The organism is Roseomonas alba, assembly GCF_019430885.1.
GTDB classification, from domain to species: Bacteria; Pseudomonadota; Alphaproteobacteria; order Acetobacterales; family Acetobacteraceae; genus Neoroseomonas; species Neoroseomonas alba.
Genome location: NZ_JAHYBZ010000003.1, coordinates 432859 through 456912 on the forward strand (window position 1 = coordinate 432859; position 24054 = coordinate 456912).

The 24054-nt window shown below is 71.0% G+C and carries 23 protein-coding genes; 9 read left to right on the plus strand and 14 right to left on the minus strand.

Annotated features, from left to right (window positions below):
- Window positions 1-125: 125 nt before the first annotated feature.
- Complete coding sequence (locus KPL78_RS10710; RefSeq protein ID WP_219762926.1) at window positions 126-1142, minus strand: NAD(P)/FAD-dependent oxidoreductase; 1017 nt, start codon at window positions 1140-1142, stop codon at window positions 126-128.
- A gap of 81 nt (window positions 1143-1223) precedes the next feature.
- Here KPL78_RS10710 and tsaE point away from each other — a divergent pair, with 81 nt between their 5' ends.
- From tsaE to KPL78_RS10725, 3 genes are read left to right on the plus strand one after another with little or no spacing between them, the layout of a single operon-like run.
- Window positions 1224-1682 (plus strand): tRNA (adenosine(37)-N6)-threonylcarbamoyltransferase complex ATPase subunit type 1 TsaE, encoded by a 459-nt coding sequence (gene tsaE, locus KPL78_RS10715; protein WP_219762927.1) that lies wholly within the window; start codon window positions 1224-1226, stop codon window positions 1680-1682.
- Window positions 1679-2668, plus strand: a complete 990-nt coding sequence (locus tag KPL78_RS10720) for an aminoglycoside phosphotransferase family protein (RefSeq protein ID WP_219762928.1) — start codon at window positions 1679-1681, stop codon at window positions 2666-2668. The genes tsaE and KPL78_RS10720 overlap by 4 nt, the downstream gene beginning before the upstream one ends.
- Window positions 2665-3393, plus strand: coding sequence for a nucleotidyltransferase family protein (locus KPL78_RS10725; protein WP_219762929.1), 729 nt, complete (start codon window positions 2665-2667; stop codon window positions 3391-3393). Before KPL78_RS10720 ends, KPL78_RS10725 begins: the two co-directional genes overlap by 4 nt.
- Window positions 3394-3746: 353 nt before the next feature.
- On the opposite strand, the gene KPL78_RS10730 is transcribed toward KPL78_RS10725, so the two are convergent.
- Both KPL78_RS10730 and KPL78_RS10735 read right to left on the minus strand, forming a co-directional pair.
- Window positions 3747-4961 (minus strand): MFS transporter, encoded by a 1215-nt coding sequence (locus tag KPL78_RS10730; protein ID WP_219762930.1) that lies wholly within the window; start codon window positions 4959-4961, stop codon window positions 3747-3749.
- A gap of 138 nt (window positions 4962-5099) precedes the next feature.
- Window positions 5100-5333 (minus strand): hypothetical protein, encoded by a 234-nt coding sequence (locus tag KPL78_RS10735; protein ID WP_219762931.1) that lies wholly within the window; start codon window positions 5331-5333, stop codon window positions 5100-5102.
- A gap of 94 nt (window positions 5334-5427) precedes the next feature.
- Here KPL78_RS10735 and KPL78_RS10740 point away from each other — a divergent pair, with 94 nt between their 5' ends.
- Entirely contained in the window at window positions 5428-5730 is a 303-nt protein-coding gene (locus KPL78_RS10740; protein ID WP_219762932.1) for a DUF5132 domain-containing protein, read from the plus strand.
- Window positions 5723-6154 carry a hypothetical protein gene (locus tag KPL78_RS10745; RefSeq protein WP_219762933.1) on the plus strand — a complete coding sequence of 144 codons (432 nt, stop codon included), beginning with the start codon at window positions 5723-5725 and terminating at the stop codon, window positions 6152-6154. Before KPL78_RS10740 ends, KPL78_RS10745 begins: the two co-directional genes overlap by 8 nt.
- A 239-nt stretch (window positions 6155-6393) precedes the next feature.
- On the opposite strand, the gene KPL78_RS10750 is transcribed toward KPL78_RS10745, so the two are convergent.
- The 6 genes from KPL78_RS10750 to KPL78_RS30790 are packed head-to-tail and all read right to left on the minus strand — an operon-like array spanning window position 6394 to window position 12662.
- Complete coding sequence (locus tag KPL78_RS10750) at window positions 6394-7221, minus strand: metallophosphoesterase family protein (protein ID WP_219762934.1); 828 nt, start codon at window positions 7219-7221, stop codon at window positions 6394-6396.
- Window positions 7222-7223: 2 nt separating this feature from the next.
- On the minus strand, window positions 7224-8504 hold the full coding sequence (locus tag KPL78_RS10755) for an ABC transporter substrate-binding protein (protein WP_219762935.1): 1281 nt from the start codon (window positions 8502-8504) through the stop codon (window positions 7224-7226).
- 20 nt (window positions 8505-8524) lie between these two features.
- A complete protein-coding gene (locus KPL78_RS10760; RefSeq protein WP_219762936.1) occupies window positions 8525-9799 on the minus strand; it encodes an extracellular solute-binding protein in 1275 nt (424 codons plus the stop codon).
- Window positions 9799-10629, minus strand: a complete 831-nt coding sequence (locus KPL78_RS10765; protein ID WP_219762937.1) for a carbohydrate ABC transporter permease — start codon at window positions 10627-10629, stop codon at window positions 9799-9801. The genes KPL78_RS10760 and KPL78_RS10765 overlap by 1 nt, the downstream gene beginning before the upstream one ends.
- Window positions 10622-11539, minus strand: a complete 918-nt coding sequence (locus tag KPL78_RS10770) for a carbohydrate ABC transporter permease (RefSeq protein WP_255568847.1) — start codon at window positions 11537-11539, stop codon at window positions 10622-10624. The genes KPL78_RS10765 and KPL78_RS10770 overlap by 8 nt, the downstream gene beginning before the upstream one ends.
- On the minus strand, window positions 11532-12662 hold the full coding sequence (locus tag KPL78_RS30790; RefSeq protein WP_219762939.1) for an ABC transporter ATP-binding protein: 1131 nt from the start codon (window positions 12660-12662) through the stop codon (window positions 11532-11534). The genes KPL78_RS10770 and KPL78_RS30790 overlap by 8 nt, the downstream gene beginning before the upstream one ends.
- Before the next feature lie 208 nt (window positions 12663-12870).
- Between KPL78_RS30790 and KPL78_RS10780 the strand changes: the two genes are divergently transcribed.
- From KPL78_RS10780 to KPL78_RS10790, 3 genes are all read left to right on the plus strand, one after another.
- On the plus strand, window positions 12871-15741 hold the full coding sequence (locus KPL78_RS10780; RefSeq protein ID WP_219762940.1) for a cation-translocating P-type ATPase: 2871 nt from the start codon (window positions 12871-12873) through the stop codon (window positions 15739-15741).
- Window positions 15734-16906: a methionine adenosyltransferase gene (gene metK / locus KPL78_RS10785; protein ID WP_219762941.1), complete on the plus strand. Its 1173-nt coding sequence runs from the start codon at window positions 15734-15736 to the stop codon at window positions 16904-16906. Before KPL78_RS10780 ends, metK begins: the two co-directional genes overlap by 8 nt.
- Before the next feature lie 89 nt (window positions 16907-16995).
- Entirely contained in the window at window positions 16996-17391 is a 396-nt protein-coding gene (locus KPL78_RS10790) for a VOC family protein (protein ID WP_219762942.1), read from the plus strand.
- Between the two features lie 60 nt (window positions 17392-17451).
- On the opposite strand, the gene KPL78_RS10795 is transcribed toward KPL78_RS10790, so the two are convergent.
- The 5 genes from KPL78_RS10795 to KPL78_RS10815 form a co-directional block, all read right to left on the minus strand.
- The gene (locus KPL78_RS10795; protein ID WP_255568848.1) at window positions 17452-18939 is read right to left on the minus strand and encodes an SLC13 family permease; all 1488 of its coding nucleotides are present in this window, start codon (window positions 18937-18939) and stop codon (window positions 17452-17454) included.
- Window positions 18940-19023: 84 nt separating this feature from the next.
- Window positions 19024-19710 carry an ATP-binding cassette domain-containing protein gene (locus KPL78_RS10800; RefSeq protein WP_219762943.1) on the minus strand — a complete coding sequence of 229 codons (687 nt, stop codon included), beginning with the start codon at window positions 19708-19710 and terminating at the stop codon, window positions 19024-19026.
- Window positions 19710-20978, minus strand: coding sequence for an ABC transporter permease DevC (devC, locus tag KPL78_RS10805; protein WP_219762944.1), 1269 nt, complete (start codon window positions 20976-20978; stop codon window positions 19710-19712). Before devC ends, KPL78_RS10800 begins: the two co-directional genes overlap by 1 nt.
- Window positions 20975-22015: an efflux RND transporter periplasmic adaptor subunit gene (locus tag KPL78_RS10810; RefSeq protein ID WP_219762945.1), complete on the minus strand. Its 1041-nt coding sequence runs from the start codon at window positions 22013-22015 to the stop codon at window positions 20975-20977. Before KPL78_RS10810 ends, devC begins: the two co-directional genes overlap by 4 nt.
- Entirely contained in the window at window positions 22012-22590 is a 579-nt protein-coding gene (locus tag KPL78_RS10815) for a TetR/AcrR family transcriptional regulator (protein WP_219762946.1), read from the minus strand. The genes KPL78_RS10810 and KPL78_RS10815 overlap by 4 nt, the downstream gene beginning before the upstream one ends.
- Before the next feature lie 275 nt (window positions 22591-22865).
- Here KPL78_RS10815 and KPL78_RS10820 point away from each other — a divergent pair, with 275 nt between their 5' ends.
- Window positions 22866-23840, plus strand: a complete 975-nt coding sequence (locus KPL78_RS10820) for a Bug family tripartite tricarboxylate transporter substrate binding protein (protein WP_219762947.1) — start codon at window positions 22866-22868, stop codon at window positions 23838-23840.
- The last annotated feature ends 214 nt before the right edge of the window (window positions 23841-24054 follow it).

A 24054-nucleotide genomic window follows, 5' to 3' on the forward strand; every position in this document is an offset into this window, starting at 1 on the left:
CGATCGGCGCCCCGCCGAACCGCTCCTCGCCAATGGTCTCTCCGATGCTTCCACGGTGGAACCGAGAGGGGCGGCGCCCCTCCAACTCCAACAGCGTCGGCCGCCTCCGGCCCCGTGCGGCCGACCTACGCCGCCGGAACGCCCTTCGAGGTCGAATACTCGAAATGCAGCGCCTCACCGGGGAAGACCCGCGGATGGATGGCGTGGGCGGCCATCGCGGCCTCGCTGAACCCCTGCAGGATCAGCTTCAGCTTGCCCGGATAGGTCGCGATGTCGCCGATGGCGAAGACGCCATCGACGTTGGTCGCGCAGGTCGCGGGGTCCACCGTGATGTGGTTGCGGTCCAGCCCCAGCCCCCATTCCGCGATCGGGCCGAGTTCCATCGACAGACCGAAGAAGGCGAGCAGATGATCGGCGGGAATGTCGCGCTCCTCGCCCTTCAGCGTCGCCAGCGTCACCGCCTCCAGCCGAGCCCCGTCGCCTTTCAGCCCATGGAGCTGGTAGGGGATGGCCATCTCCACCTCGCCCCGCGCGGCGGCGGCGTCGAGCTGCGCAGCGGTCTCAGGGGCGGCGCGGAATTTCGGGCGGCGGTGCACCACCGTGACCTTCGCGGCCACGTCCTTCAGCGACAGCGCCCAGTCCACCGCGGAGTCGCCGCCGCCCGCGATCACCACGCGCTTGCCGCGGAATTCCTCCCGCCGTGCCACGAGGTAGCGCACGGCGCCGCTCGCCTCGTAGCCCGGCAACCCGTCCAGTGGCGGCCGGTTCGGCCCGAAGGCGCCGGCGCCGGCCGCAATGATCACCGCCTTGCAGCGCACGGTGTCCCCGGCGGAGGTGCCGAGGGTGATCACCCCGTCCTCCCGCACCAGCCGTTCCACCTTGCGGCCGAGCAGGAAGGTCGGCCCGAAGGGTTCGATCTGCGCTTCCAGCCGCCCGATCAGGTCGGCGGCCGCGATCGCCGGGTGGGCCGGGATGTCGTAGATCGGCTTTTCCGGGTAGAGCGCGGTGCATTGCCCGCCCACCGCGTCCAACGCATCGATCACCACCGATTTCATGCGCAGCATGCCACATTCGAAGACAGCGAAAAGCCCGACAGGCCCCGCGCCGATGATTGCGACATCCGTTTCGATGACGGCGGCCATGGCCACTCCCCCGACTCAAGGCCCGCGTGATAGACGGAGTGCGCCCAGGATCAAAGCCGCCCTCCCGCGGCGCCCTTTTTCATGCCCCGGACCGTGACGCTGGATTTGCAGGATCTCCCCGCCACCCATGCCCTGGCCGCGCGCCTCGCGCGGCTGCTGCGCGCGGGGGATGCGGTGCTGTTGGAAGGCCCGCTGGGGGCGGGCAAGTCGGAACTGGCCCGCGCCGTGCTGCGCGCCGCCGCCGGCGATCCCGGCCTGGAAGTGCCGAGCCCGACCTTCACCCTGGTGCAGTCCTACGACCTGCCGGCCGGCCCGGCGCATCATTTCGACCTCTACCGGCTGGATGGGCCTGCGGGCCTGGACGAGCTCGGCTGGGAGGAAGCGCGGGAGGGCATCGTCCTCGTGGAATGGCCTGATCGGCTCGGGGCGCTGGCGCCCGCCGATGCGCTGCGCATCACCCTCGAACCCGGCCGCGAGGAGGATGCGCGCCGCGTGCACCTGGCGGGCTGGGACGATCGCCTGGACCGTCTCGCGGCATGAGGGACGCGAGCGATTTCCTCCGCGAGGCCGGCTTCGGCGATGCGCGCATCGAACCGCTGCCGTCCGACGCGTCCTTCCGCCACTACGCGCGGCTGCGGGGCGGGCCGCGCCCCGCCATGCTGATGGATGCGCCGCCGCCCGAGGATGTCCGGCCGTTCGTCGCCATCGGACGCCATATCGCGGGGCTGAGCCTCTCCGCGCCGGAGATCATGGCGGCCGACGAAGCCCGGGGCTTCCTGATCATCGAGGATTTCGGCGACGCGACCCATGCCTCGCTGCTCGATGCCGGGGCTGATCCGCTGCCGCTCTACCTCGAAGCGGCGGAGGCATTGGCCGCCCTGCACGCCGCCCCACCGCCCGCCGGCCTGCCGCCCTGGGGTCCGACGCGCATGTCGGAAACCGCGGCGGCGACCTTCCTCGACTGGTGGTGGCCCGCCGCCATGGGCGCGGAACCCGATGCCGAGACGCGCGCCCATTGCGACGCCGCCATCCGCGGCATGCTCGCCCCCTTCGCCGATGCCGGCGGCTTCGTGCATCGGGATTTCTTCCCTGCCAACCTCATGCGGCTTGCCGACCGCAGCGGCCCGCGCCGCACTGGGTTGCTCGATTTCCAGGACGCTGCGGTCGGCCACCCGGCCTACGACCTGGTCTCGCTGGTCGAGGATGCGCGCCGTGACGTCGCCCCCACCGTGCGGCGGGCGGCCATCGAGCGCTATCTCTACGCCCGCGGCGACGTGGACCGCGACGCCTTCGCCGCCGCCATGGCCGTCTGCGCGGCGCAGCGGCATTTGCGCGTCGCGGCACTCTGGGTGCGGCTCGCGCTGCGCGACGGCAAGCCGCGCTATCTGGTGCACGGCCCGCGCTGCTGGCGCTTGCTCGCGGCCGCCCTGGAACACCCCGCGACGCGCCCCCTGCGCGACTTCCTCGATGCACGCGTGCCGCCCCGGCTGCGCTGCAACCCCGTGGCCGTGACGGAGCCCGCATGATCGCCCTGACCCACGCCATGGTGCTGGCCGCCGGCCTCGGCACCCGCATGCGGCCGCTCACCGAGCAACGGCCCAAGCCGCTGCTCGAACTGGATGGCCGCTCGCTGCTCGACCACGCGCTCGACCGGCTGGCTGCGGCCGGCGTGACCGATGCTGTGGTGAACGCGCATTGGCTCGGCGCGCAGGTCGAAGCGGCCATGTCCCGCCGTACCTCGCCGCGAATCACCGTGCAGCACGAGGATACGCTGCTCGAAACCGGCGGCAGCGTGACGCTGGCGCTGCCGAATCTCGGACCAGCCCCCTTCGTCGTCGTGAATGGCGATGCCTTCTGGCTGGATGGGCCCACCGCGGCGCTGACGCGCCTCGCCGCCACCTTCGACCCGGCGGAGATGGACGCGCTGCTGCTGATGGTGCGCACCACGCAGGTGGAAGGCATCGTGGGCAAGGGTGACTTCCTGCTGGACCCGGTGGGACGCATGCGCCGGCCGAAGGAGCGCGAGATCGCCCCATATCTCTACGCCGGGGTGCAGATCCTCAGCCCCGCCCTGTTCGACGGCGCGCCCGAAGGCCCCTTCAGCCTGAACCTGCTCTACGACCGTGCCATCGAGACCGGACGGCTGTTCGGCCTGGTGCATGACGGGCTCTGGTTCCACCTCTCGACGCCCGAGGACCTGCACAACGCAGAGGACACGCTCCGGTCGGGGCTGGTGCGCGCGCTGTTCTGATACCAGCGGCCGTCAGTGATGGCAGGTGAGGTCGGGAGATTGGAGGGGCTCCGCGCCTCCAAACCACCTCGCCATCGGGGTCCCATTGGCGTTGCCTTGCAGCGTCAATGGTTGCTCCTCGTGCTTCGAGCACCCGGACCGCAGGCACCTGGCGCTTGGCAGAACGCCGACACCGTGCCCTCGAAGCGCCTTGCGTGCGCCAATGCGGGTCCTGGTGTTGATCCTGCCAGCGGCGCGCGGTGCCAAATGGAGGTTTGCACAGGCCTTTCGGCCTTTGCAGGAGAGAGTCCGAGAGAGGCAAAGCCCCTCTCGGTTCCACAGATCAGGCCCAGGCGCCGCCGCCCCTCCGCCTCTCACCGCACCGGCTTGCGCAGCGCCCAGAAGGCGACCGCCCCCAGGCCGTAGGACGTCATCGACAGCCAGAAGGCGAGCCGGTAGCTGCCCGTCAGGTCGAACAGCAGCCCCGCCGCCCAGGCGCCGATCCCTGCGCCCAGCCCCGACCCCACCGTGATGACGCCGAGGATCGTCCCGAGCCTCGGCCCACCGAACAGGTCCGCGGTCTTGGCCGTGATGGCCGGGCCGCGCGCGCCCCAGGTGATCCCAAAGAAGCAGGCGTGGATCCACAGCATCACATGCTGGTCGGCGCCATGGATCAGCAGCGCCGCGCCAGACCCGATCATCGAGATGACATAGGTGATGATCGCCGCCTTCTCCCGCCCGATCACGTCGGAGAGGCTGCCGGTGACGATCACCCCCGGCAGCGCCAGCAGCGCGCCCGTGCCGAGCACGAAGGCGGCGTAGAGCGGATCGAATCCCAACCCCGCCGCAAAGGCGATCTGGTGCAGGGAGACCAGGAAGGACCCCAGGCTGGTCAGCATGTAGACGAGGAAGAGCAGCCAGAAATGCGGCGTGCGCATCGCCGAGGCGAGCGTCCAGCCGCGCGCCGGGGCGCTCGTGGCCGCGACGCCGGTGCTGGACTGGGCCGGGGGTGCGGCCTCGGCGCGGCGGAACATCAGGGCGAGCGGCACCACCAGCAGCCCCATCACGCCTGCCTGCGTCCAATAGGCGCCACGCCAGCCCTGCGCATCCACCAGGACCTGCGCCAGCGGCGCCGAGAGCGCCCGCCCGAACCCGTTCGCCGATTGCAGGATCGAGATCGCCAGCCCCCGCTGCGCGACGAACAGGCGCGAGACCAGCGGCACGAAGACGACCATGCCGATGCAGCCCGCCCCGAAGGTCATCACCACGCCGTAGAGCAGCACCACCTGCCACAGCGCGGTCGCCATGGCGCTGCCGACCAGGCCGAGCGTCAGCAGGCAGCCGCCCAGCAGGACCATGCGCATCGCCCCCAGCCGGTCCACCAGCGTGCCCACCAGTGGAGAGGCGACGCCGCCCACCACCTGCCCGACCGAATAGGCGAGGCTCGCCTCTGCCCGGGACCAGGCGAAATCGGCGATGAAGGCCAGCAGGAACACGGTGTAGGCGTGCATCAGGCTGGCGCTGACGGTGAAGGCGACGAAGCCGCCGGCGACGATCAGCCAGGCCTGGCGGGAGGCGGAGACTGTCACGGGCGCGGCGGATCCTCCCTGCGGCGCATCGCGCGCCGTGCCGTATTTGTCGGCACGGCAGCGTCGCACTGCGTGCGATGCGGCGAAAGGGGGCGCGGCGCCGCGCCGAGACCGAAACATCACATGACGGTCACATCGCTACAGGGACATGATCATCCGCCAGTTCAACAGGCGCTTCACCTCGGCGCGCGGCAACATGACGGCGATCTTCCGGCCATCGGCCGAGGACAGCAGGACCGTGACATGCGCGGGATCGTCGGTGGATACCGAGACCTCCTCGAACTCATGCGTCGCCTTGGTGCGGCCGAGCGAGAGCATCACCGTCGCGGCCACCTTGGCCGTCTCCGGCTCGCCCTTCGTGCCTTTCGTCATATGTCCCGGCCCTTTCGCGGCATGGTGCCGGGAGGCTACCTTCAGCCGCACACAACGGGCAACGCGCCCAACTCGGTGACAAGGACCGCGCGCCATGCCGCCATTGTTCCTCTTCCTCGCCGGCGCGGCCGCCGGCGCGGGTGCGGCGCTCGTCGCGCCCGCCCTGGCGCCGGAGGCGACGCGCAACCTGCGTCCGGTGCTGCGCGCGGGGCTGAAGCTCGCCATCACGGCCGGTGCCGCGATGCGCACCGCCGCGGCCGAGGCGGTCGAAACGGTCGAGGACCTCTATGCCGAGGCGCAGGCCGAACTGGCCGAGCCTCCGCCGCCCGCCCCGGTTCCGGCGAAGCCCAAGCGGGCACCGCGCCGCAAGCGCAGCCCCGTCCCCGCCGATGCCTGAGCTGCCGCGTGCCGTCGTCGTCTCCGCGGTCGCGGGCCGCATGCGGCTCCGCCTGCCCGCGCACAAGGACGACGCCGCCTTCTTCTCGCGGCTCGCGCAGCAGACGCTGATGCTGCCAGGGGTGACGGGCACGGCCGGCAATCCGCTGACCGCGGGGCTGCTGGTGCGGTTCCGTGGCGCGCCGGAGGCCGTACTGGCCGCGGCGGTACGGGACAAGCTGTTTCGCGCCGCGCCGCCGGCGTCGCATCCGGCCGTGAGTGCCGCGGCGAAGAGCCTTGCGCCCGTCGGCGCCGCGGCTTTCGGCTTGCTGGCGGCGCTCCAGGCCTCGCGGGGGGCGCTGCTGCCGCCGGCGGCCACGCTGCTCTGGTATGCGGGCAGCCTGCTGCGTGGCGGCGGGGTGCCCGACACCGACCCGGACGGCTGACGGATCGCCTAGGCGGGGCAGGTACGCCGCGACGGTGATCGACCATGCCGGCTGGCATGCGGGGCGCCGCCATGATCGTGTCGGGGGCGTCCAACCCCCATGCTCCACGCCGGGGCAGCGGTGACGCCACCTTCGAGGATGACCGGGTCATGCGGGCCCAGTCCCCGGGCTCATGTCCCGGTGGCCGACGACGTTTCCAGAGGCTCGGCCGGATCGGGGTCGATCCGGCCTGACCCGTTTCAGGCCGCCTGGCGCGGGTAGGTCAGGTGGCGGATCTCGTCCAGCACCGGCGTCGCGATGCCTTCGGGCGAGAGCAGCGTCGTCTCCACGCCATCCGCATCGAGCCGATGCAGCAGCGCGCCGCAGACGCGCTCGCCCGGCAGGCCTTCCTGGTCGGCCGGGTTGACGATGAAGGACAGCGGCGGCGCCCAGGTGAAGGACACTGAGCCGCGCGTGAAGCGATGATGCAGGTGCAGATGCCCCGAGGCCACCAGCCGCAGCGCCGGATGGTCGAGTACCGGCGCCAGCGTCCCGCGCGCATGCGGCGGCACCGACCAGTAGTCGAAGGTCGGGTCCTCAGGTTCCGTCACGAAGACGGGCTTGTGCAGGAACAGCGCGATGCGGCGCTCACCGAGATCGGCGACGGAGTCCGCGATGAAGGTGGCCTGCGCGGCCTCCTCCTCATGCCCCGTGCCCATGATCTCGGAATTGAGGCCGATGATGCGCCAGCCATCGAGATCCACCACGCCGCGCCCGGCGCCGAGATGGGTCTGGAAGCGCGTCAGCCGCGCCGTGTCGATCGGCTGATGCGGCATGGTGCGCGCATGGCTGCCGACATCGTGATTGCCGGGCAGGGCGAGGAACCGGCCGGGGAAGGCGCGATGCATCTCGGTGGTGAAGGCGAGGTCCTCGTCGCGGTCGGCGCCGTCGAGCGACAGGTCGCCCGAGGCGACGACGAGGTCCGGCCGGACCTCCTCGGCGATGCGCCGGATCAGCTCCAGATTGCCGCGGAACAGGTCGTTCCGCGGCGAGAGATGGGCATCCGAGAGTTGCAGGATGACCGGCATGGTCAGCTCCGGCGCGGCAGCAGGCGCCGGACCTCGGCGGCCATCTCGGGCAGCACCTGTTCCGGCGCCGCGCGGCCTTCGACGACGCGGGCCATGTTGTCCACCATCACCTGCGTCACCCGCACGCTGTTGGTGCCCGGGAAGGCATACCACGGGATCATGCGGTCCACCTGCAGCGTCGCGGCGCGGAACAGCGGGTTCTCGCGATAGAACTCGCCGAGGTATTGCGGGTCGTCGATGGCGATCTGGTTCACCGGGACATAGCCGGTGTTCTTCGCCATCATGCTGGTGCCCTCGGGGCTGGTCGAGAACAGCAGGAACTTGAACGCCGCCTCGCGCTTGGCCGCATCGCGCGCCGTCAGCATGCCGGCGGCACCGCCGGTCGGCAGCTTGCCATTCACCGGGTCGATCACCGGCAGAAGGGTGGTCTGCATCTCGAAGTTGCGGCCGACGCTGGTGATCATGTTGCGCAGGAAGGCGGTGGACCCGAAGCGCATGCCGAGCTTGCCGGCGGCGAAGGCCTGCAGCGCGCTGGTGGCATTGAGGTTGGGCATGCCGCCCTCACGCACCATGCGCTGGAGCAGGCGCAGCGCGGCGAGGCCCTCCGGCCCGGCGAAACCGACATCGCGCTCATCCTCGGTCAGCATGCGGCCGCCGGCACTGAACAGCAGGGCAGAGAACATCCAGTCATCGCCCGGCCACTGGAACCACATGCCCTCGACGCCGTCGCCGAGCGCACGGATGCGGGCGGACAGCGCGATCACCTCGTCCCAGGTCTTGGGGAAGGCGGCCGGGTCGGACGGTGCGCCGACGCGGCGCAGCAGCTCGACATTGTAGTAGGAGATCGGATTGGACGCCGCATAGGCGATGCCCGACTGGAAGCCGCCGAAATGCGCGAGCGCCAGCAGGTTCGGCGTATAGCCGCGGGCCGCCGGGTCGCCATCCCGCGCCAGCATGGGGGTGAGGTCCTGGGCGATGCCACGTTCGGCGAAGACGCGCAGACGGTTGAAGCCCTGGTAGGAGAGGTCCGGAAGCTGGCCGGTCGCGGCCTGGCGCAGGACGAGCTGCGTGCCTTCCTCATAGTTCGGGGAGGTGATGAAGTTCACCCTGATGCCCGGCTCGCGCTGCGCGAAGGCGGCAGCGATGGCGTCGTAGCTGTCCTTGTACACCTGCGGCTGGGCGTAGTGGACGGTAATCTCGGCCTGCTGCGCCAGGGCGAGGCGCGGCAGGGCAAGCGCGGAAGCGCCGAAGGCGAGCGCGGCGCGGCGGGTGGTGCGGATCATGGTGGGGTCTCCCTTGGGGGTCAGGAAGCGCGCGGCAGCAGCCGCGTCACCTCGCGCTGGGTGTCCTGGACGACCTGCGCGGCGGGGGCGCGGCCCTCGACGATGCGCGCGAGGTTGTCGACGATGGCCTGGCTGATCCGCACCCCGTTGCTGCCCGGGAAGGCGTACCATTCGATGGTGATGGGCAATTGCCGCGTGGCGGCCAGGTAGAGCGGATTCTCGCGGTAGAATTCGCCGAGGTATTGCGGGTCGTCGATGGCGATCTGGTTCACCGGGACATAGCCGGTGTTGCGCGCCATCAGCGCGGTGCCCTCGGGGCCGGTGGCGAAGCGGAGGAACTTCCAGGCGGCTTCGCGCTTCGCCGCGTCGCGCGCCATCAGCACGCCGGCGGACCCGCCCACCGGCAGGCAGCCCTTCTGCGGGTCGATCACCGGCATGGGCATGGTGATGAGCGGGAAGTTCTGCGCCGTGGTCCGGATCATGTTGCGCAGGTTCGCGGTGCTGGCGAAGCGCATACCGAGCTTCCCGGCGCCGAAGGCCTGCTGCGCGGCGGCGGAGGTGAGGTTCGGCATGCGCCCGTCGCGCACGATGCGCTCGAACAGCGCCATCGCGGCGTTGCCTTCGGGGCTGTCGAGGAGGAAGCGCGTCTCCTGCGGGTTCATCCAGCGACCGCCCTGGCCGAGGAGCAGCGCCGACCAGTGCCATTCAGTGATGGCCCAGTCGAAGAAGAGCGGATCGGGCGCGTCGGGCAGGCGCGACAGGCGGGCGGCGATGTCGAGCACGCCATCCCAGCTCGTCGGCAACGCGTCGCGCGACACGCCGGCGCGGTCGAGCAGCGCGCCGTTGAGATAGGCGATGGAATTCGACGCCGAGAAGGCCAGCCCCGCCTGGGTCGTGCCGATGCGCCCCAGATCGAGGATGTTCGGCGTATAGCCGAGCGCCGCCGGATCGCCCTCCCGCGCCAGCAGCGGGGCGAGATCCTGCGCCAGCCCGCGTTCGGTCAGCACCCGCAGCCGGTTCAGCGCCTGGAAGGAGAGATCGACGCCCGTGCCCGCCGCCGCCTGGCGCAGCACCAGCTGCAGCCCGTCATTGTAGTCGGGGCTGGTGAGCCAGGAGATGCGGATGCCGGGCTCGACCCGCGCGAAGGCAGCGGCGATCGCCTCTTTCGCATCCTTGTAGATGTGCGGCTGGGCGTAGTGGACGGTGATCTCCACCGTCTCGGCCCGGGCCATGCGCGGTATCGCGAGCGCTGCGGCGGCGAGGCCCGCCAGGGTGCGGCGGCGCAGAGTGGTCATCACTTCAATCCCGTCGTGGCGATGCCCTCGACGAAGCGTCGCTGGGCGAAGAGGAAGGCGAGCACCAGCGGCAGCGTCATGATGACGGCCGCCGCCATGAGCACGGCGAAATCGTCGCCGGCCTCGTCGGAGCGGAAGTAGAGGACGCCGAGCGCGGGGGTGGCGCGCGCCGGGCCTTCGATGACGATCAGCGGCCAGAACAGGTCGTTCCAATGCGCGACCACCGAGAAGATCGCGAAGGCGGTCGCCGCCGGCCAGGCATTGGGCAGGACGACGCGCCAGACGATCCCGGCCTCGGACATGCCATCCAGCCGCGCGGCGTGGACCAGTTCATCCGGCAGGGCTCGGAAGAACTGGCGGAATAGGAAGATGGCGAAGACCGAGATGGTCGCGGGCAGGATCAGCGCCGCATAAGTGTTGAGGATTCCCGCCTTGCTGAAGGCGATGTAGAGCGGCAGGGCCGGGACGTGCGGCGGCACCAGCAGCCCCAGCATCACCGCACCGAACACCCATTCCCGTCCCGGGAAGCGCAGCTTCGCAAGCGCATAGCCCGCCGGCACCGCGAACATGAGCTGGAAGACCAGGATGCCGCCGCAGACGACGAGGCCGTTCCACAGATAGTGGAAGACGGGCACCTCGGCGAAGACGCGACCGTAATTCTCGATGGCGTGGAAGCGCTCGGGCCAGAGGGACAGGCTTGCCCGGAACAGTTCGTCGAGCGGCTTCATGCTCGCCGCGACCATCCAGATATACGGCGCAAGGACGACCAGCCCGAAGAAGCCGAGCAGGCCGAGGCGCGCCGCCTCGAAGGCGATGCGGCGCTCAGCCATAATGGATCTTCCGGTCCATCGCCTTGGTCTGCAGCCAGACCAAAGCGAGCACGATGGCGAGGAAGACCAGCGTGATCGCGGCCGAATAGCCGAGCCGCAGATAGGTGAAGCCCTCGCGGTACATGGTGTAGAGCAGCACCTCGGAGGCCTTGTTCGGCCCGCCCTGGGTCAGCACGGCGACGGTGTCGAAGACGCGCACGCTGCGGATCAGCGTGATGGTCACGACGAACAGCGTCGTCGGCCCCAGCAGCGGCCAGGTCACCAGGCGGAAGCGATCGAAGGCGCTGCGCGCGCCATCCACCTCGGCAGCCGCGTAGAGTTCGCGCGGGATGGCGCTGAGGCCCGCGAGAAACAGCACCATGTTGTAGCCCAGGCTCTCCCACACCCCGATCGCGGCGAGCGAGAGCAGCACTGTGTCGGAGGAGGACAGCCAGAAGGGCGGATCGGTCACGCCCACCTGCCGCAGCAGCGCGTTGAGCGGTCCGATGGTGGGATGCAGCAGGTATTGCCAGGCCGCCGCCATGGCGACGGTCAGCGACACGACCGGCAGGAAGAAGACGGCGCGGAAGAAGGCGCGGCCGCGCGTGCCGGCCTCGATCAGCAGTGCCGCGCCGAGGCCGAGACCGATCGACAGCGGCGTGACCGTGCCGACATAGATGACGGTGTTGCGCAACGCGATGGCGAAGCCGCGGTCGCTTAGCATCTCCCGGAAATTGTCGAGGCCAATCCAGTTGAGCGCCGGCATGCCGAGCTCGTAGTCGGTGAAGGCCAGCGTGACCGCAGCGAGGGTCGGCAGCAGCAGCAGCACGAGATAGGCAATGCCCGCCGGCAGGGTGAGCATGAGCCCCGCCAGCGCCTCCCCGACCGGCGCGCGGGATGTCGCGGCGCGCGGGAGGGCGGCGTCAGACAAGGGCGAGGGCCTCCATCGGCGTCGCCGCCAGGCGCCGGCCATCCGCGCCGAACAGCAGCGCGCGGGCCGGGTGGTAGGCGAGATGCACCGCCTCGCCCGGGCGCGGGCGGGCGGCCTCCGGGGGCAGGCGCAGCACCAGCGGTTCGGCGCTCGCCTCGTGGCGGGCGTGCAGCAGCACGCTTTCGCCGAGGAATTCGACAGCCTCGGCAACCGCCGGCAATCCGCCGGAGGCCAGCGACAGATCCTCGGGACGCAGCGCGAGGGTCAGCGGGCCGGGGCGCGCGCGCAGCCGCTGCTGCTGGCCGGCGACCTGCACGATGCCCGCCGCATCGGCTTCCGCCGGCAGGGTGTTGATGCGCGGGCTGCCGATGAAGGTCGCGACGCGCAGATCCTGCGGGTCGGCGTAGATCGCTTCCGGCGAGGCGACCTGCAGGATCTCACCGGCCTGCATGACGGCGACGCGGTTGGCCATGGTGAGGGCCTCGGCCTGGTCATGCGTGACGTAGAGCGTCGCAGCGCCGGCTCTGCGGTGGATGTCGACGATCTCGCGCCGCGTGTGGACGCGCAGCGCGGCGTCGAGATTCGACAGCGGCTCATCCATCAGGAATGCGGCCGGCTGGCGGACGATGGCGCGGGCCAGCGCCACGCGCTGTCGCTGTCCGCCCGAAAGCTGCCCCGGCCGGCGATCGAGCAGCGCCCCCAGGCCGAGCGCAGTCCCGGCGCGTTCCACATCCTCGGCAATGGCGCGCTGGCGCTGGCGCGTGCCGGGCAGGAAGCGCCCGAGCAGCGGCATGCGCTGCCAGCCCGACAAGCGCCGCATCGCCAGCGGCACGGCGATGTTCTGCCGCGCCGTCAGATGCGGATAGAGCGCATAGGACTGGAACACCATGGCGACATCGCGTTCGGCCGGGCGCCGGCGCGTCACCTCGCGCCCGCCGATATGGATGGCACCGGAATCGAGCGTCTCGATGCCGGCGACAATGCGCATCAGCGTCGTCTTGCCGCAGCCGGACGGGCCGACCAGCGCGACGAATTCGCCCGCGGCCACGTCGAGCGACACGCCCTTGAGGGCGGTCACCTGGCCGAAACGCCGGACTACGCCGTCGATCGCAATGCCCGCCACGCCACCCCCTGCTCTTGCAAGCCGGGGCGCTTATCGCGATGCAGCATGACAAAGCGATGCCAGTGGCATGAAGCATTTTGGGCGGGTTGCTGTCGGGCCGCCGGCTTGCGCTGCCACCAAACCGTCATGGATCCTGATGCATGGTGGGCGCATGCTGAATGATGGTCTTCCCAGGGCGACGCGGTCGCGAGCACGGCGGCGGTCGGAGGTGGTGCACGCCCTTCCCGGCCGCTACCGCCTCGCCGATCCGCGCCTGCGCCATGCGCCGGAGGCGGCGGAGGCCGCGCGTCTCGCCCTGACCGGCCTGCCCGGGGTGAGCCGGGCGCGGGCCTCGGCGGTGACCGGCACGGTGCTGGTGCATTGCGCGCCATCGGTGCGGCCGGCGCGGCTCTGCGCGGTGCTGGGGGCGGCGCTGGGCGATCCGCCGCGGGCGCGCAGCCTGTCGGCCGCGACGCGGGGCGATGCCGGCATGGAGCCGCATGCCTGGCACGCCATGCCGGCCCTCGCGACCACGGCGGCGCTGGGCTGCGCGCCGAAGCGCGGCCTGGCGCCTGACGAGGCCGCCGCGCGCCTTGCCGCTGGCGGTCCCAACCTGCTGGCGCGGGCCGAGGCGCGATCCGCCGCGGCGATCTTCGGCGAACAGCTCACCTCGGTCCCGGTGCTGCTGCTGGGGGCTTCGGCGGTGGTGTCGATCGCGACCGGCGGGCTGGCCGATGCGCTCGCCATCGGGACGGTGGTGGTGCTGAATGCCGCCATCGCGACCGTCACGGAACGTTCGGCCGAACGCACCATCCGCGGGTTGTCCGAGGTCTCGCCCGCCCCGGTGCCGGTGATCCGCGGCGGCAGGCGCCTGATGCTCGAGGTGGCGGGGCTGGTGCCGGGGGATCTCATCCTGCTCGAACCCGGCACGCTGGTGCCGGCCGATGCCCGGCTGATCAGCGCCACCGACCTGACGGTGAACGAGAGCGCCCTGACCGGCGAGAGCCTGCCCATCGCGAAGGATGCGGGGGCGACAGTGGCTGTCGATGCGCCGCTCGCCGAACGGCGCAGCATGGTGTTCCGCGGCACGGGCGTCACGGGCGGGTCCGGCATCGCGGTGGTCACCGCCACCGGCGCTGCAACGGAGATCGGGCGCATCCAGGCGCTGCTCGGCGATGTGCGCCCACCCGAGACGCCGATCGAACGCCAGCTCGGCGAGGTCGGTCGCGAGCTCGTCATCGTCAATGGCGCGATCTGCGCGGCGGTCGCCGGCGTCGGGCTGCTGCGTGGCCAGCCCTGGCAGGCCATGCTGCGCAGCGCCATCAGCCTCGCCGTCGCCGCGGTGCCCGAGGGGCTGCCGGCGGTGGCGACGACGACCCTCGCCCTCGGCATCCAGGACATGAAGGAGCGGCAGATCCTGGTCCGGCGCCTGGATGCGGTGGAAACGCTCGGCGCGGTGGAGGTGGTCTGCCTCGACAAGACCGGCACGCTGACGGCCAACCGCATGGCGACCGCGGCGCTGCACGTGAACGGCGCGCTGTTCGCACCCGAGGCACTGGCCGGCGCGCAGCGCGAGGTCGCCCTCGCCCTGCTGGAGACCGCGACGCTGTGCAGCGATGTGGAGGTGGTAGGCGAGGCGCTGGAGGGTTCCGCCACCGAGACCGCGCTGGTGCGGGCCGGGCAGGCGCTGGGGCTCGATCCGGTGGTGCTGCGCGCGCGCTGGCCACGCGAGGTGACGGTGCCGCGCGCCGAAGCCCGCAAGCGCATGGCGACGCTGCATCGGGATGGGGAGGCGGCGCTGCTCGCCGTCAAGGGCGACCCGGCCGAGGTGCTGGCGCGCTGCACGACGCATCTGACCGCCGCCGGCCCGCAGCCCCTGGATGACCGGACCCGCGCCACCATCGTTTCGGCGAATGACCGCATGGCGGCGCAGGCGCTGCGCGTGCTCGGCATGGCGCGGCGGGAGGGCGGCGGCGATCCGCAGGACGAGCAGGGGCTGACCTGGCTGGGTCTCGCCGGCCTGGCCGATCCGCTGCGGCCCGGCGCGACGGAGGCGATCCACGCGCTGCACGGCGCCGGCATCCGCACCATGATGATCACAGGCGACCAGAGCGCCACCGCCTATGCCATCGCCAAGGAGCTCGGCCTGCCGCGCGACGGCGAGGTCCGGGTGCTGGAAGCCGGCGCGCTGCGCGACCTGCCGGCGGAGGCGCTCGCCGCCCTGGCGCCGCAGGCCGATGTCTTCGCCCGCGTCAGCCCGGCCAACAAGCTGCAGATCGTGCGCGCCCTGCAGGCCAATGGGCAGATCGTCGCCATGACCGGCGACGGCATCAATGACGGCCCCGCGCTGCGCGCCGCGGAGATTGGCATCGCCATGGGCGGCGGCGGCACCGACGTGGCGCGCGAGGTCGCCGACATCGTGCTCGCCACCGACGAGCTCGGCGGGCTGCTGGAGGCGATCGGCCTCGGCCGCGCGACCTACGCCAACATCCGCAAGGTGCTGCGCTACCTGGTCGGCACCAACGCGTCTGAGACGATGCTGATGCTGGGCGCGGCCATCGCCGGCCTGCCCGAGCCGCTGAACCCGATGCAGCTTCTGTGGCTGAACCTGATCTCGGACCCGTTGCCGGCGCTGGCGCTGGGGCTGGAGAAGCCGGAACCCGATGTGCTCGCGCAGCGGCCGCATGATCCGCGGGCGCCGATCCTCTCGCGCGCCGATTTCCGGCGACTGCTGCGGGAAGGCGGGGTGATCGGCACGGCCGCGCTGGTTTCGGCCATCGGCGCGCCACCCGGGGTGGCGTTCCATGGGCTGACGCTGGCACAGCTTGCCCACGCCTTCCTCTGCCGGTCGGAGACCCATGGGCTGCTCGACCGCGACCGGCCGGCGCCGAATCCGAAGCTGATGGGGGCGATCGGGCTGTGCCTCGCCTTGCAGGCGGCGGCGCAGGGCGTGGGGCCGCTGCGGCGGTTGCTGGGGCTGGGGCCGCTCGGGCCCGGGGGCATCGTGGGGGTGGCGGCGACTGCGCTTGCGCCGATGCTCGTCAACGGGATGATGGGTGCGCTGTCGCGGCGGCGGCAGGAGGAGGCGCCGGATGCGTGACGGCATGATCTTCACCTCGGAATCGGTGACGCCGGGGCATCCGGACAAGCTGTGCGACCGCATCAGCGACGCCGCGGTGGACGCCTTCCTGCGCCAGGACCCGCGCGCCCGCGCCGTGGTGGAATGCGCGGTGGCGACGGGCATCGTCTTCATCGCCGCGCGCTTCGCCGCCGATGCGGTGGTGGACCTGCCGTCCCTGGCGCGCGGCGTGATCGCGGAAGCGGGCTATGTCGGGGAGGGATTCGATGCGCGCACCTGCTCGATCCTGACCAGCATCTCGGAACTGCCCGGCGCCGAGCGTGCCCCGCACGAGCAGGAGCGCGACGAGGAACATGAAGTCGAGGCGCTGAGCGCGACCGAGCAGGCCAATGTCTTCGGCTATGCGACCGACGAGACGCCGGAACTGATGCCCGCCCCGCTGATGCTCGCGCATCGCCTGGCGCGGGCGCTGGATGCGGCGCGGCACGACCTGTCCTGGCTGGCCCCGGACGGGAAGACGCAGGCGGGCGTGCTGTATGGCCATGGAACTGCGTCGGAACTGGCCTCGGTCGCGCTGACCGTCGCAACGCTGCCCGGCGCGCCGAAGGGGGAGGCGCTCGATGCTGCGCTCCGCGCGCATGTGGTCGTGCCGGCGCTGGATGGGGCGCCGCTGCCGCTCACCGCGCGCACCAGGGTGCATGTGAATGCCGGCGGGCCCTTCGCGGTCGGCGGGCCGTCGCGGCATGCGGGGCTGACCGGACGCAAGAACGGCATCGACACCTATGGGGAGGCAGCGCGGCAATCGGGTGCGGCGCTGTCGGGCAAGGATCCGTCCCGCATCGACCGCGTCGGCGCCTATGCCGCGCGGCATGCGGCGAAATGCGTCGTCGCCGCGGGGCTGGCGCGGCGCTGCGAGGTGCATCTCGGCTATGTCATCGGCCATGCGCGGCCGGTCAGCGTCGCGGTCGAATGCTTCGGCACCGCCGCCATCACCGAGGCCGAGATCGCCCGGCGCATCGCCGCGACCTTCGACTTCCGCCCCGCCGCCATCGAACGGCGCTTCGCCCTGCGCGCCCGCGCGCATGCGGCGGATTTCTTCCGGCCTCTGGCCGTCTTTGGGCAGATGGGGCGCGAGGATCTCGGCGTGCCCTGGGAGGACACGGACGCGGCGGCGGCACTGCGATAGCCGGCGTCCCCGCCAAGCCTGACCCGGCGGTTGCGGAGCGCGCGGCCACCCGTTACGCCACGCCCGGCAAACCGCCCGGGAGCCCCGCGATGGCCAAGCCCATCCATATGATGATCCGCGTCCTCGACGAAGCGCGCTCGGTCGCCTTCTATCGCGCTGCGCTCGGCTTCGAGGTGGCGGAACGCCTAGCCTTCGACGGCTTCACCCTGCTCTACCTGAAAAGCCCGGACAGTCCCTTCGAGCTCGAACTGACGATCAACCACGATCGCACCGAACCCTATGCCCGCGGCGATGGATACGGCCACATGGCCGTCGTGGTGGACGACCTCGACGCCGAGCATGCGCGACTGATCCAAGGCGACATCACGCCCGAACCGATCAAGGAATTCCATCGCGACGGCGCGTTGCTCGCACGCTTCTTCTTCCTGAACGATCCGGACGGCTACCGGATCGAGGTGCTGCAGCATCACGGCCGCTATCGCTGACCTTCGCCCGGGCGCCGCGGCCGCGCGGATCGCCTCGCGCAGCGCGGCCGCCCCGGTTCGTCACAGCACCCCGATCATCGGCCACCAGGTGGCGGACAGCAGCAGGATCAGCAGCCAGCCCGCGATGGTGACGATCAGCCCCACCTTGGCGAACTGCGCGATGGTGAAGGCGCCCGTCCCGTAGCAGAGCATGTTCTGCGGCGCGTTGGTCGGCAGGATGAAGCCGAAGGACACCACCATCGACTGGATCAGCACGATGCCGAAGGCCGCCTGCTCGCCGAAGGGCAGGGTCTTGGCGAAGGCGATCATGATCGGGATCAGCGTGCTGGCGAGCCCCGTCGCCGAGGCGAAGCCCAGATGCAGCACGATGCTGAACAGCGACAGCGCGCCCACCACCAGGAAGATCGGCAGCGCCTCCAGCCCCAGCCGCCCCAGCGTGGCCTGCGCCAGCCAGGCCGCCGCCCCCGTGGTGGACATCAGCGTGCCGAGCGAAATCCCCGCGGCGAAGAGCACGATGGTCCCCCACGGCACCAGCTTCTCCGCTTGGGCCCAGTGCATGACGCCGATGCGCGGCATCAGCAGCAGCGCGATGCCGATCTGGGTGGTGGTCGCGGTGTCGAAGGGATGCAGCGACCCCTCGGTTGACCACATCACCAGCAGCAGCATCGCCACCGCCATCAGCCGCATCTCGGCCGGGGTCACGGAGCCAAGCTTTCCCAACTCCTCGGCCAGCCGCGCCTCGGCTTCCGCCTTGCCGGGCACCTCGGGCCGCAGCACCAGCAGCGCGGCGAAATACAGCACCACGCACAGGGCGATCACGAAGGGCAGCGCGGCAACGAACCAGGCGCCCCAGGTGACGGTGTGCCCGAAGGCCTGCTGCATGAAGTTCAGGCTGATCAGGTTCTGCGCCGCCCCGGTCTTCACCGCCATGTTGAACACCGAACAGGCCGAGGCCGTGACGATCATCAGCGTCGCCCCCAGGCTGCTGGTGATCGGCAGGCCGAGCGCCGCGGTGATGCCCACCATGATCGGGATGACCGCGCCGACACGCGCCGTGGCGGATGGGATGAACAGCGCCAGCACGAATCCCACCAGCATCGCCCCGATGATCAATCGGGAGCGCGACACGCCGACCTTGCTCATCACTAGCAGCGCGACGCGGCGATCGAGCCCCGTCAGCTTCAGCGCCACGGCGAGGAAGAGCGCCGAGGCCACCAGCAGCACCGCACTCGAGGAATAGCCGGTCAGCATGGCGTTCAGCGCGCCGGCGGAACTGAGCGGCGGCCCGCCGGCCCGCAGGGGCTTGCCCATCAGCCCCAGCACCGCCGCGCCGGTCAGGATGATGGCGCTGGTGGCCGGCGACACACATTCGCTGATCCACAGCACGATCACCAGGACCAGCAGCCCCAGCGCCACCTGGCCCGAGGCGCTCAGCCCCTCTGGCGTCGGCAGCATCAGCACGCCGATAAAGAGCGCGATGGCGAGGAGCAGATAGGCGAGCTTGCGGTTCGATTCCGGCTCCGCTGGGGAGACGAAGGTCAAGGCCATGGCGCGGCGATCCCGATGATGACCGGGCCATCATGGCGCAGGGATCACCGCGCGAAGTTGACGGACATCAATTCGCCGCCGAGTTCAGGCGGCATTGGCGGCCTCGACGATGCGGCCATCCTCCATCGTCACGATCCGGTCGGCGATGTCGAGGATGCGGGGGTCGTGCGTGACCATCAGGATCGCCGTGCCGCGCGATTTCGCCAGGTCGCGCAGCAAATGCACCACCTCCCCGCCCGAGACCTTGTCCAGCGCCGCGGTGGGTTCGTCCGCCAGCACCAGGCCGGGCTCGGCCACCAATGCCCGGGCGATGGCCACGCGCTGGCGCTGCCCGCCCGACAGCTTCGCCGGCGTCTTGTCCTCGTGCCCCGCCAGGCCGACGGCGGCGAGCATCGCCCCGGCGCGATCCAGCCGCTCCCGTTCGGGCATGCCGGCCTCGATCTCCAGCGCCATGGCGACGTTCTGCCGCGCCGTCAGGAAGCCAAGCAGGTTGTGGTTCTGGAAGATGAAGCCGATGCGCCGGCGCAGCGCCACGCGATCGCGCTCCGAGGCCCCCAGCATCTCCCGACCCAGCACGCGGCAGGACCCGTCCTGCATGCCGCGCAGCGCGCCGATCAGCGTCAGAAGCGTGGTCTTGCCCGACCCCGAGGGGCCGGTCAGCAGCACCACTTCCCCCGCATGCACGGTCAGCGAGACGTCGCGCAGCACCGGGCGGCGCAGATCGCCCTCGCCATAGGCGAAGTTCAGCCCCTCGATGCGGATCGGATCCATCAGAACATGTCCGCCGGGCTGGCATCGCGCAGCTTGCGCATCGCCAGCAAGCCGGCGACCGCGCACATGCCGAAGATCAGCCCGAAGACCATGGAGGCACGTTCGATGGTCATGGTCAGCGGCAGGAAGGTCGCCCCTGCCACCACATCATACAGCCAGACACAGAGCGCCGCCCCCGGCAGGAAGCCGATGACCGCGAGGATCAGCGTCGCCGCCATCACCACGCGCGACAGATAGCCGTTGGAATAGCCGATCGCCTTCAGCGTCGCGTATTCACGCAGGTGGTTGGCGATGTCCGAGAACAGGATCTGGTAGACGATCACCATCCCGACGATCAGCCCCATCACCGACCCGAAGGCGAAGATGAAGCCGATCGGAGTCGCCGTCTCCCAGTAATGGCGTTCATGCGCGACCAGCTCGGCATGGGTCATGACCATCACGTCGGGCGGCAGGATCTCGCGCAGGCGCTGCTGGGCGGCGGCGATGTCGGCACCGGGGCGCAGGCGGATGGCAACGAGGTCGGTGTTCGACGCCTGGCGCACCGGCACCATGCGGCGGAAATTCACCTCGCTCATCACCAGGTTGCCGTCGGCGCCGAAGGACGGGCCGATGGTCACCAACCCCACCATCTCAACCATCCGGTTGCCGACCTGGACGGGGAAAGGACCCTGTTCGGCGAAGAGCTGCGACACATTCCCGAATTCAGGCCGGGACCGCGTATCGAATCCCACCGCATCGATGCGCCGCAGCGCCGGGACGATGGCGTCCAGCCCCTCGAAATGCATGGCGCCGGCCTCGACGTCGAAGCCGATCATCTGGATCATGCGCCGCGATCCGTCCTGCGGATTCCGCCAGGTCGCCTGGGTCATGTAGACCGGCACGGCCTGCGCGACTTCCGGCAAGGCCAGCGCCTGATGCGCGCGTATCCGGGGCAAAGGCTCCGGCCGGAAGCTCGCCGTGGTCAGCGGATTCATCAGGAAGATCTCGGCGTCCATGGCCGCCAGCAGCCGCGTCGCGCTGTCGAACAGCGCCGAGCGGAAGCCCAGCTGCATGAAGACCAGCACGGCCGCGAACATCACCCCCGCGATGGCCGAGAACAGCCGCGCCCGTTCCGCCCGCAACTGCCGCCAGGCAAGCCGCGCGGGCAGCAGCAGCGCCGAGACCGGCCCCGGCCTGCGCCGGGGCGGCGGCGCTTCAGCGGCCGGTGCCGCATCGCCGGTGTTCTCGGGCGCCCAGGGCAGCAGGGTCGGCTTGGTCACCACGTTCATGGCCGGATCGCCACCTGCACCTGCATATTGGACCGGCGCCGCAGCGCCTCCGCCCCCGCCTCGTCCAAGGCGAGCCGAACCTCGACCGTGCGGCTGTCCACCGCGGCGACGGGGTCGGTGTTCGCCTGGGTCTGGCGGCGGACGGTCCAGCCGATCTCGCGCACCGTGGCGGCGAAGCGGCGGGATTCGCCGGGGACCACCACCTCGGCGGGTGCGCCCAGGCGCAGCCGCGGCAGGTCCGTCTCATAGACATCGGCGACGATGTCCATCTTCGACAGGTCGCCGATTTCCATCAGCCCCTCATTGCCGACCTGGTCGCCCGGGCGGGCCATGATGCGCAGCACCGTGCCGGCGAAGGGGGCGCGGACGCGCGACAGCTCCGCATCGGCGCGGGCCTTGGCCAGCGCCGCCTCCGCGGCGGCGACGCGCGCCTCGGCCAGGGCGATATCCTCGGGGCGCGAGGAAAGCAGGGTATCCAGATCGGACTCGGCCTGCCGCCGTTCGGCCGTCAAGCGGACAGCGGCAGCGCGGTTGCGGTCGGCCTGAGCCACGGCGCCGGCGCCGGTCGGCACCAGTCGGTCGGAGCGTTCGGCTTCCCGCAGCGCCAGATCCTCCTGCGCTGTCAGCGCGGCGATGCGCGCCCGCTGGGCCTCGACCTCGGAAGGCCGGCCTGCCGCGCGCATTCGGTCCAGGCTGGCGCGCTGCTCCGCGACCGCCGCCTCGGCCTGCGCGACCGAGGCATCCTTCTGCGCCGCATCGGCGAATTCGGCGAGCAACTGACCCTCTGTGACGCGGTCGCCCTCCTCCACCAGCAGTCGGTCGAGCCGCGTCACGGCCATGCCGCCCGGTTGGGTCAGGGTGCGGATGCGCGAGGCCGGCTCCACCCGCCCCAGCGCCCCGACGCCGACGGGGCCGGCTGGCGCGGCGGCGACCATCGGGGCGGGCCGGGTCGCCTCGCCCCGCGTCCAGACCGCATAGCCGCCGGCAACGAGGCCAAGCGCGGCAAGACCGGTCAGCAGCGTGGCCCGGCCCCTCACGACGGCGGCTCCAGCAGGCTGACCAGCGTCGCGCGCAGCGCCAGGATGTCGGCCTCGGTCGGCCGGTACATCCCGAACAGATGGGCCATGAACAGCCCATCCGTGGCGGTCTGGATCGTCATGGCAATGCCGTGCGGAATGCCGTCGGCCAGCAGGTCTGCCTTCATCCGCTCCGTCACCGCCCGCAGCGGGTCGAGCAGCACGGGATCGTGATGGAAGGCGGCCAGGCAGACCGCGGCCATCCGCTCGTGCTTGTCCTCGCCGGGCGAGCAATCGGCCTCCCCGAACGCCCAGGCCAGCATGGCCCGCGCGACACGTCCGGGGCCGTCCGGCTGCAGGGCAACGCCGGCCTCGTAATCTTGGGTCACCATCTCGGCCAGGCGCTGCATCACGCCGGTGAGCAGCGCCTCCTTGGATCCGAAATGGTAGAGCAGCCCGCCCTTCGAGACCTTCGCTTCGCGCGCCGCGGCTTCCAGGGTCAGGCCGCTGACCCCCTTCTGCACGACGAGGCGTTCCACCGCATCGAGGATGCGGGTGCGGGCATCGGGAGGGGTGGTCGTTGCGGCGGCGTCCATTGAGCATCTCAACTATACCGTCTGGACGGTCCATTCAACCGTCCGGACGGTATAGTTGTCGTGAGAGTTCATGAGGAAGCGCCCCATCCGGTGCGTTTCCGAAATCGGCGCCGGCCCGCACCCCCACCTCGCCACCCACGGCAACATCCTGGATTGGGTGGCCGGGTACGGGCCGGTGCCGGTCCTTCCAAACGGACTCCGAGGTCGGTCCATATGGCCGGAACGCCCCGGCCCCGCTACCGTTGCGCCAGGGAACGGACAGGAAGGACACGGGCATGACCCACGGATCGGGCCGGCGCGGGCTGCTGCTCGCCGCACCGGCGGTGCTGGCGGCCGGAAGCGCGCGGGCGCAGGCTTGGCCGAACCGGCCGGTGCGCATCGTGGTCGGCTTCGCCGCCGGCGGCGCCAACGACATCATGGCGCGGCTGCTCGCGCAGAAACTGTCGGAACGCCTGCCCGGCAGCGCCTTCGTGGTGGAGAACCGCCCTGGCGGCAGCACTCTGGTCGCGGCGGAACTCGTCGCCCGCGCGACGCCGGACGGGACGACCTTCTTCTACACTTCGCCCTCGACGCTGATCAGCAGCTTGGTCAACCGCTCCGCCGCGATCGAGGCGGTGCAGAGCCTGGTGCCGGTCACCCTCGCGCAATCCTCCCCGCTGGCGCTGATCTGCCGGCCCGACTTCCCGGCACGGACGGTGCCGGAATTCCTGGCTTTGGCGCGGGAGAAGCAGGGCCGCATGACCGTCTCCCACCCCGGAACTGGCGCGATCAACCACCTCGCTTTGATCCTGCTGATGCGCCAGACGGGCATCGAGCTGACCCCGGTGCCCTATACCGGAAACCAGCCCTCCATCACGGCGCTGATCCGCGGCGAGGTCGATGTCGCCCATGACGGGCTCTTCACGCCCCGCAGCCAGCTCGAGGCCGGCACGTTGCGGGCCATCGCGGTGACCAGCGCCGAACGCTCCCCCATCTATCCGGACGTGCCGACCTTCGGCGAGACGCTGACCGGCTACGAGGTCGGCTTCTGGGGCGGCATGCTGGCCCCGCGCGGCACGCCGGACCCGATCCTCGACCGGATGAACCAGGAACTCGACGCCATCCTGCGCCAGCCCGAGGTGATCGAACGCGTGCGCGGCTTCGGCGCCGAACCGGTCGGCGGCAACCGCGACCGCTTCGCCCAGGCGCTGACCGGCGACTGGGCGAAATGGGGCGCGGTGGTGCGGGAAAACAATATCCGGGCGGATTAGGCGATGTGGGCGATCCGGCCCCGACACACGTGGTGCCGGGCCCCGGGCGGTCATCGCGGACATCCAGCCCCCGATGCGCACATGTCGAAAGCGGCCGGATGGGTACGCGATCCTCCCTTGGCGTCTTGCCGCCGATGATTCAGCGTCGCCGGAGGCGCTTCCGCGCAAAAGGCTTCTAATGGCGACAATTCCGATAGAGTATTGCCATCGGCCA